A 7458-nucleotide genomic window follows, 5' to 3' on the forward strand; every position below is an offset into this window, starting at 1 on the left:
GGGAACCAGCCCGCCGAGCCCCTGCACACCGGGAACCAGCGCCTCGACAAGCGGCCCCCCGAGCGACCCGAGCCCCCCGAGCCCCCCGAGCCCGTCGGGCCCGTCGGGCACATCGAGAACCGGAAAGACACCATGCCCACCACCACCCCGACCCGGGCGCCGCACCACGACGCCCCCACCGGGCCCAGGACCGGTGCCACGCGCGTCCGCGGGGGCCTGTTCGACGCGGGACAGCTGGTCCGGTCGCTGCCCGACGCCGTCCGCAAGCTGGACCCGCGGGTGATGGTCAAGTCGCCCGTGATGTTCGTGGTGTGGGCCGGATCGGTGCTGACCACGCTCTTGTCCGTCACCGATCCGGGCGACTGGTTCGGCTGGACCGTCAGCGCCTGGCTCTGGCTGACCGTGCTCTTCGCCAACCTGGCGGAGGCGGTCGCCGAGGGCCGGGGCAAGGCACAGGCCGACACCCTGCGCCGGGCCAGGACCGACACCGTCGCCCGCCGCGCCGACGGCACCGTGGTGCCGGGCACCGAGCTGCGGATCGGCGACCTGGTGGTGTGCGAGGCCGGTGACGTGATCCCCGGTGACGGCGACGTCGTCGAGGGCGTCGCCTCCGTCGACGAGTCGGCGATCACCGGTGAGTCGGCGCCCGTCATCCGCGAGTCCGGCGGCGACCGGAGCGCGGTCACGGGCGGCACGAAGGTGCTGTCCGACCGCATCGTCGTGCGGATCACGACCAGGCCCGGCGAGACCTTCATCGACCGGATGATCGGCCTGGTCGAGGGCGCCGCCCGGCAGAAGACACCCAACGAGGTCGCGCTGAACATCCTGCTGGCCGCGCTGACCGTCGTCTTCCTGCTCGCCTGCGCCACGCTCCCGCCGTTCGCCGGCTACGCGGGCGCCGAGCCGACCATGGTCGTCCTGGTGGCACTGCTGGTCTGTCTGATCCCGACGACGATCGGCGCCCTGCTCTCCGCGATCGGCATCGCCGGGATGGACCGGCTGGTGCAGCGCAACGTGCTGGCCATGTCGGGCCGTGCGGTCGAGGCCGCCGGGGACGTCTCCACCCTGCTGCTGGATAAGACCGGCACCATCACGCTCGGCAACCGGAAGGCGGCCGAGTTCGTCCCCGTGCACGGCACCACCGCCGCCGAGGTCGCCGACGCCGCCCAGCTCTCCTCACTGGCCGACGAGACTCCCGAGGGCCGCTCCGTCGTCATCCTGGCCAAGGAGCAGTACGGGCTGCGCGAACGCCACCGGGGCGAGCTCGCGCACGCGCAGTGGATCGACTTCACCGCGCAGACCCGCATGTCGGGTGTGGACGTGGACGGGAAGCGGATCCGCAAGGGGGCGGCCGGCTCCGTCACCGCCTGGGTCCACGAGCGCGGCGGTACGGTCGCCGCGGACGCCGGCAGCGTCGCCCAGCGCATCTCCGAGGCAGGCGGAACCCCGCTGCTCGTGGCGGTCGAGGACGACAGGGGCCCGCGCGTGCTCGGTGTCGTCCACCTGAAGGACGTCGTCAAGCACGGCATGCGCGAACGGTTCGCCGAACTGCGCCGCATGGGCATCAGGACCGTCATGATCACCGGCGACAACCCGCTCACGGCCAAGGCCGTCGCCGACGAGGCCGGTGTCGACGACTTCCTCGCCGAGGCCACCCCCGAGGACAAGATGGCCCTGATCAAGCGGGAGCAGGCCGGCGGCCGGCTGGTGGCGATGACCGGCGACGGCACCAACGACGCCCCCGCCCTCGCCCAGGCCGACGTCGGAGTCGCCATGAACACCGGCACATCGGCCGCCAAGGAGGCCGGCAACATGGTCGACCTCGACTCCGACCCGACCAAACTCATCGAGATCGTCGGGATCGGCAAGCAACTCCTCATCACGCGGGGTGCGCTGACCACGTTCTCCATCGCCAACGACGTCGCCAAGTACTTCGCGATCATCCCGGCGCTGTTCGCCGCCGTACACCCCGGCCTGGACAAGCTGAACATCATGCAGCTGTCCTCACCGGACTCCGCGATCCTCTCGGCGGTGATCTTCAACGCACTGGTGATCGTGGCGCTGGTCCCGCTCGCCCTCAAGGGGGTGCGGTACCGGCCGGTCAGCGCCGACCGGATGCTGCGCCGCAACCTCGCCGTCTACGGGCTCGGCGGCCTGGTCGCCCCGTTCCTCGGCATCAAACTCGTCGACCTGCTCATCACGCTCGTCCCCGGGATCGGGTGAAGGACATGAACAACTCCGTGGTGAACTCCGCGCGCATCGCGTGGGCCGCCCTGCGCATGCTGCTGGTACTCACCGTCGTGACCGGCATCCTCTACCCGCTCGTGGTCACCGGCATCGGCCAGACCGCCTTCAGCGACCAGGCCAACGGTTCGATGGCCGAGGCCGACGGAAGGGAGGTCGGCTCGAGGCTGATCGGCCAGAGCTGGAACCTGCCCGGTACGGACCGGCCCGACCCCAAGTGGTTCCAGGGGCGCCCCTCCCACAGCGGCTACGACCCGCTGAGCACCGGCTCCAGCCAGCTCGGCGCCTCCGACCCCACCCTCGTGGAGAACGTCCGGGCCGCGAAGAAGCAGGTGGCCGCCTTCAACGGCGTCCCCGAGTCCGAGGTGCCCAAGGACGCGGTCACCGGCTCGGCCTCGGCGATCGACCCGCACATCTCGCCCGAGTACGCCGGAATCCAGGTCGAGCGTGTGGCCAGGGCCAACGATCTGGGCGCCGACCGGGTCCGTGCGCTGGTCGACGACCACACGGACCGCCGCACCCTCGGATTCCTGGGCGAACCCCGTGTCAATGTCCTCGAGCTCAACATCGCGGTCAGGAACCTGACGGCACAGCGCTGACGGGCCCACGGGAGCGGCACGCAGTGCGGCCCCGCGGGGACCGGCCGCGGCCGTTCCCCGCGGGACCCGACGTCACCAAACCGTAAGGTCGTCACCGGCTGTCCCTTGATCGCAGGCGCCGTAGGCTCGCAGCCGGTTCCCGACCCGCCGGTCCCGACACCCCTGGAGCCCCCATGCGCGTGCGCGCCCTCCTCCCGGCCACCCTGGCCGCCGCCCTGCTCACCCTCACCGCGTGCGGATCCGACGACGGCTCCGAGGCCGCCGGCGAGGGGAGCGCCCCCCCGACGGCCTCCGCCTCCGCACCGCCGTCCGCGGACTCCGGCGGGAACGGAACCGGCGCGGACGGGACCGGGGCCGACGCCGGCACCGGCACGGCCGAGGTGCCCGAGGCGCTGGACTTCACCGCCACCACCGTGGACGGCACGCCCTTCGACGGGAAGAGCCTCGCGGGCAAGCCGACCGTGCTCTGGTTCTGGGCACCCTGGTGCCCCACCTGCAAGGGCCAGGCCGCCGAGACGGCCGAGGTCGCCGCCGCCCACCAGGGCCGTGCCCATGTCGTCGGCGTCGCCGGCCTGGACCGGACCGCCGCGATGCGTGACTTCGTCGCCGACACCGGCACCGGGTCCTTCCCTCATCTCGCCGACGAGGCGGGCGAGGTGTGGAAGCGGTTCGAGATCACCCAGCAGAGCCACTACGTGATCCTCGACGAGACCGGCGCCACCGTCTACGAGGGCGTGCTGCCCGGCGGCGAGGGCCTGGCCGAGAAGGTCGCGGAACTGACCGGCTGACCCGCCATGACCGATCTGCCCCTCGCCCTCGCGCTCGGCGCCGGGATGCTCGCCGCGGTCAACCCGTGCGGCTTCGCCCTGCTGCCCGCCTATCTGTCGCTGCTCGTCCTCGGCGACGACTCCCCGAGCCGGGCCGTCGCCGTCGGCCGCGCCCTGACCGCCACCGCCGCCATGACGGCTGGATTCGCCGCCCTCTTCGGCGTCTTCGGCCTCGCCGTCCAGCCCGTCGCCGGGCAACTCCAGCAGCACCTGCCCTGGTTCACCGTGGTCTTCGGCCTGCTCATCGCCGCCGTCGGCGGCCGGCTGCTCACCGGCCGCCCACTGCCCGCCCTCGCCCCGAGGCTCCGCCGGGCCCCCGCCGTCACCCGCTCCCTCCCCTCGATGGCCCTGTTCGGCATGGCCTACGCCACCGCCTCCCTCGGCTGCACCATCGCCCCGTTCCTGGCGATCGTCGTCTCCGCGTTCCGCGGCGGCTCCACCGGCGAGGGCGTCGCCCTGTTCGCCGCGTACGCCGCCGGCATGGGCCTGGTCGTCGGCGCCGCCTCACTGACCGTCGCCCTCACCCGCGTCACGTCCGTCACCGGGCTGCGCCGCCTCGGCGCCTTCGCTCCCCGCCTCGGCGCCGTACTGCTCCTCCTGCTCGGCTCCTACGTGGCCTACTACGGCTGGTACGAGATCCGGGTGCAGCAGGACCCGACGACCACGGACCCCGTCATCGACGCCGCCGGGACCGTCCAACGGGCCCTGGCCGACGCCGTGGACGCCACCGGCCCCGCGATGGCCGCCGCGGTCGTCGCCGTGCTGCTCCTGGCCGCCCTCGGGGTCCGCCGCCGCACCCGTCGTCCCGCCCGCACCGACCCCGACCACCCGGACCGCACCGGACGCACGGACCCCGCGGCATGAAGGCGGGCGCCGCGCGCGTTCCTGCCCCGGAACGGACACGTCCTGCCGCTAGTCTGCGCACGTGAGTGTTCATGTGGTTATAGGTTTTGGACCGGCCGGGGCCGCCACTGCCCGGCTGCTGGTCGACAAAGGTCATTCCGTACGGGTCATCACCAGATCGGGCCGCAGCCCGGAACCCGGAATCGAACACATCGCCCTGGACGCGACGGACAGCGAGGCGCTGACCGAGGCCGCCCAGGGCGCTGTCGCCCTCTACAGCTGTGCCGCGCCCCCCTACCACCGCTGGGCCGCGGAATGGCCCCCGCTGGCCGCGTCGCTGTGCGCAGCGGCCGAGGCGACCGGAGCCGTCCTGGTCCTGCTGGGCAACCTCTACGGCTACGGTCCGGTCGACGGACCCCTGACCGAGGACCTGCCGCTCGCCGCGACGGGTACCAAGGGGCGGGTGCGCGCCGCCGTCTGGGAGCGGGCGCACACCCTGCACCGGCAGGGCCGCATCAAGGCGGTCGAGGTACGGGCGTCGGACTTCTTCGGGCCCGGGGTCACGGACGGCGGCCACCTCGCCGGGCGGGTCATGCCCAGGCTGCTGCGCGGAGCCCCGGTCTCCGTGCTCGGCGATCCGGACGCCCCGCACAGCTGGACCTATCTCCCCGACGTGGCCCGCGCCCTGGTCGAGGTCGCCGGCGCGGAACAGGCCTGGGGCCGGCCCTGGCACGTGCCCACCCAGCCCCCGCTGTCCGCACGGGAGATGGTCGAGCGCCTGGCGTCCCGGGCCGGGACGGGCCCGGTCGCGGTGCGCCGGCTCCCGCCCGCCGCTCTGGCCCTCGCCTCGCTCTTCTCCCCGCTGCTGCGCGAACTGAAGGAGATCCGCTACCAGTTCGAACGCCCCTTCGTCCTCGACTCGCAGGCCTACGAGACCGCCCTGTCGGTCCGGGCCACACCGCTGGACGAGCAGATCGCGGCGACCGTCGACTGGTGGCGCGAGCGACCGGGAAGCGGCCGATGACCTCCGTGACGCACAGGGACTCCACGGTGAACGCCGCCGGACGGCGGCACGACGACATCGCGATCGTGGGGATGGCCTGCCGGTTCCCGGGCGCACCCGACGTCAACCGGTTCTGGCGGCTGCTGACCGCCGCCCAGCCGCAGTTCGGCACCGTCCCCGACGAGCGCTGGCGAGCCGCCGCCTTCCTCAGCGACAACTTCCGCGACACGTCCGCCGCCTACACGGACACCATGGCGCTGCTGCCGGACGTGGGCCACTTCGATGCCGCGCACTACGGCATCCCGCCGCGGCGCGCCCGGGCGATGGACCCGCAGCACCGGCTGCTGATCGACCTCGCCCGGGAGGCGATCCAGGACGCCGGCTGGGAGGCCGACGGCTTCGACCGCGAGGAGACGTCGGTGATCACCTCCCTCACCGACAGCGGCTACCGAGAGATCAGCACCCTGCAGGTCCGGATGCGGCAGCTGGCCGGCGGCGAGTTCGGCGCCCCGGCGGCCGACCCCGGCTGGCGGGACATGGTCCGCGCGGTCGACGGGATGCAGGGCACCTCCGTGGCCGGGCTGCTGCTCAACATGGGGCCGAACACCATCAGTTCGGTCTTCGACCTGCACGGCGAGAGCTACGCCCTGGACTCGGCGTGCTCCGGCGGGCTGATGGCCGTGGCCAACGCCGTGTTCGCGCTGCGCGCGGGCCGCTGCCGGATCGCGCTCGCGGGCGGTGCCCAGCTGATCCTCACCCCGGACCTGCTGGTGGGGCTGTGCCGGATCGGCGCGATATCCCGAAGCGGCCGGTGCCTGCCGTTCGGCCGCCAGGCCGACGGGTTCGTGCTCGGCGAGGGCGCGGGCGTCCTGGCGCTGCGGCCGCTGACCGACGCGCTGGCCGCGGGCGACCGGGTCTACGCGGTGATCCGGGGCGTGGGCACCGCCAACGACGGAACGGTGCAGGGCGGCATGCATCCGCAGGCCGCCGGACAACTGCGGGCGCTGCGCCGGGCCTACCGGGACGCAGGTCTGAGCCCGGACACCGTGGAGTACCTCGAGGCCCACGGCACCGGGACCACGGTGGGCGACCCGGTCGAGATCGGTGTGCTGCGCGAACTGCGCGGTGAACGCGGTGCCCCCGCCCACCTGGGTGCGGTGAAGGCGGTGCTCGGCCACTCGCTGAACGCCGCGGGGCTGGCCGGACTCGTCAAGACCGTCCTGGCCGTGCAGCGGGGCGTGATACCGCCGCAGCCGGAGTTCGACCTGGCCGACCGGTCCCAACTGGACGCCGCGCGGCTGACGGTGCCGACCAAGCCGACGCCCTGGCCGGAGTCCGGACAGCCGCGACGGGCCGGTGTGAGCGCCTTCGGCTTCGGCGGTACCGGGGTCCACCTGGTCGTGGAGGAGTGCACCGGGGCGGCCCGGCCGGCACCGGGCGAGGGACCGCGGCTGCTGGTGCTCAGCGCCCGCGACCGGGCCGGGCTGGCCCGGCACGCCCGGGAGGTCGCGGACACCATCGCCGAGGACCAGCCGCCGCTGGCCACGGTCGCGTCGACCCTGGCGCGCCGGACGCCCTTCGCCGAACGGCTCGCCCTGGTGGCGGAGGACGCCGCCGACGCCGTGGGCAAGCTGTCCGCGGCGGCCGAGGCCCTCTACGCGGGGCACACCGGCGACCTCGGCCGCGGCCAGGCGGCCGGTACGGTGGCGTCCGCGGAGCCCGCGCCCGAGGTCGCCGTGCGGGTGCCCGAGCCGCGGTCCGGGCAGGACGGTACGGCCGGGTTCGCCGGCCTGGCGCAGCGGGCCGTGACCGGCGCGGGGCTGCGCCCGGTGCCCGAACCGGTGCCGTCCTGCACCCTGCCGCCGAGTCCGCTCGCCCCGCGCCGGCACTGGGTGGTGAAGGAGCCGGCCCGTGAGCCGGCCGGTCCGGCCGCGCCCGCGGC

6 protein-coding genes are annotated in these 7458 nt (G+C 73.9%); all 6 read left to right on the forward strand.

All coding sequences use genetic code 11. The features are described 5' to 3' along the window. Window positions 1–132: 132 nt before the first annotated feature. Window positions 133–2223, forward strand: a complete 2091-nt coding sequence (gene kdpB, locus V5O46_RS11820) for a potassium-transporting ATPase subunit KdpB (protein ID WP_332884508.1) — start codon at window positions 133–135, stop codon at window positions 2221–2223. Between the two features lie 5 nt (window positions 2224–2228). Further along, a complete protein-coding gene (gene kdpC, locus V5O46_RS11825) occupies window positions 2229–2843 on the forward strand; it encodes a potassium-transporting ATPase subunit KdpC (RefSeq protein WP_332884484.1) in 615 nt (204 codons plus the stop codon). Window positions 2844–3016: 173 nt separating this feature from the next. After that, complete coding sequence (locus V5O46_RS11830; RefSeq protein ID WP_332884485.1) at window positions 3017–3631, forward strand: redoxin domain-containing protein; 615 nt, start codon at window positions 3017–3019, stop codon at window positions 3629–3631. Window positions 3632–3637: 6 nt separating this feature from the next. After that, window positions 3638–4534, forward strand: a complete 897-nt coding sequence (locus V5O46_RS11835) for a cytochrome c biogenesis CcdA family protein (protein ID WP_332884486.1) — start codon at window positions 3638–3640, stop codon at window positions 4532–4534. 61 nt (window positions 4535–4595) lie between these two features. After that, on the forward strand, window positions 4596–5537 hold the full coding sequence (locus V5O46_RS11840; protein WP_332884487.1) for an NAD-dependent epimerase/dehydratase family protein: 942 nt from the start codon (window positions 4596–4598) through the stop codon (window positions 5535–5537). After that, window positions 5534–7458: polyketide synthase (locus V5O46_RS11845; RefSeq protein ID WP_332884488.1), on the forward strand; the 1925-nt coding region annotated here is incomplete at its 3' end. The genes V5O46_RS11840 and V5O46_RS11845, both read left to right, overlap by 4 nt.

This window comes from Streptomyces poriticola (assembly GCF_036689765.1).
Taxonomy (GTDB): Bacteria; Actinomycetota; Actinomycetes; order Streptomycetales; family Streptomycetaceae; genus Streptomyces; species Streptomyces poriticola.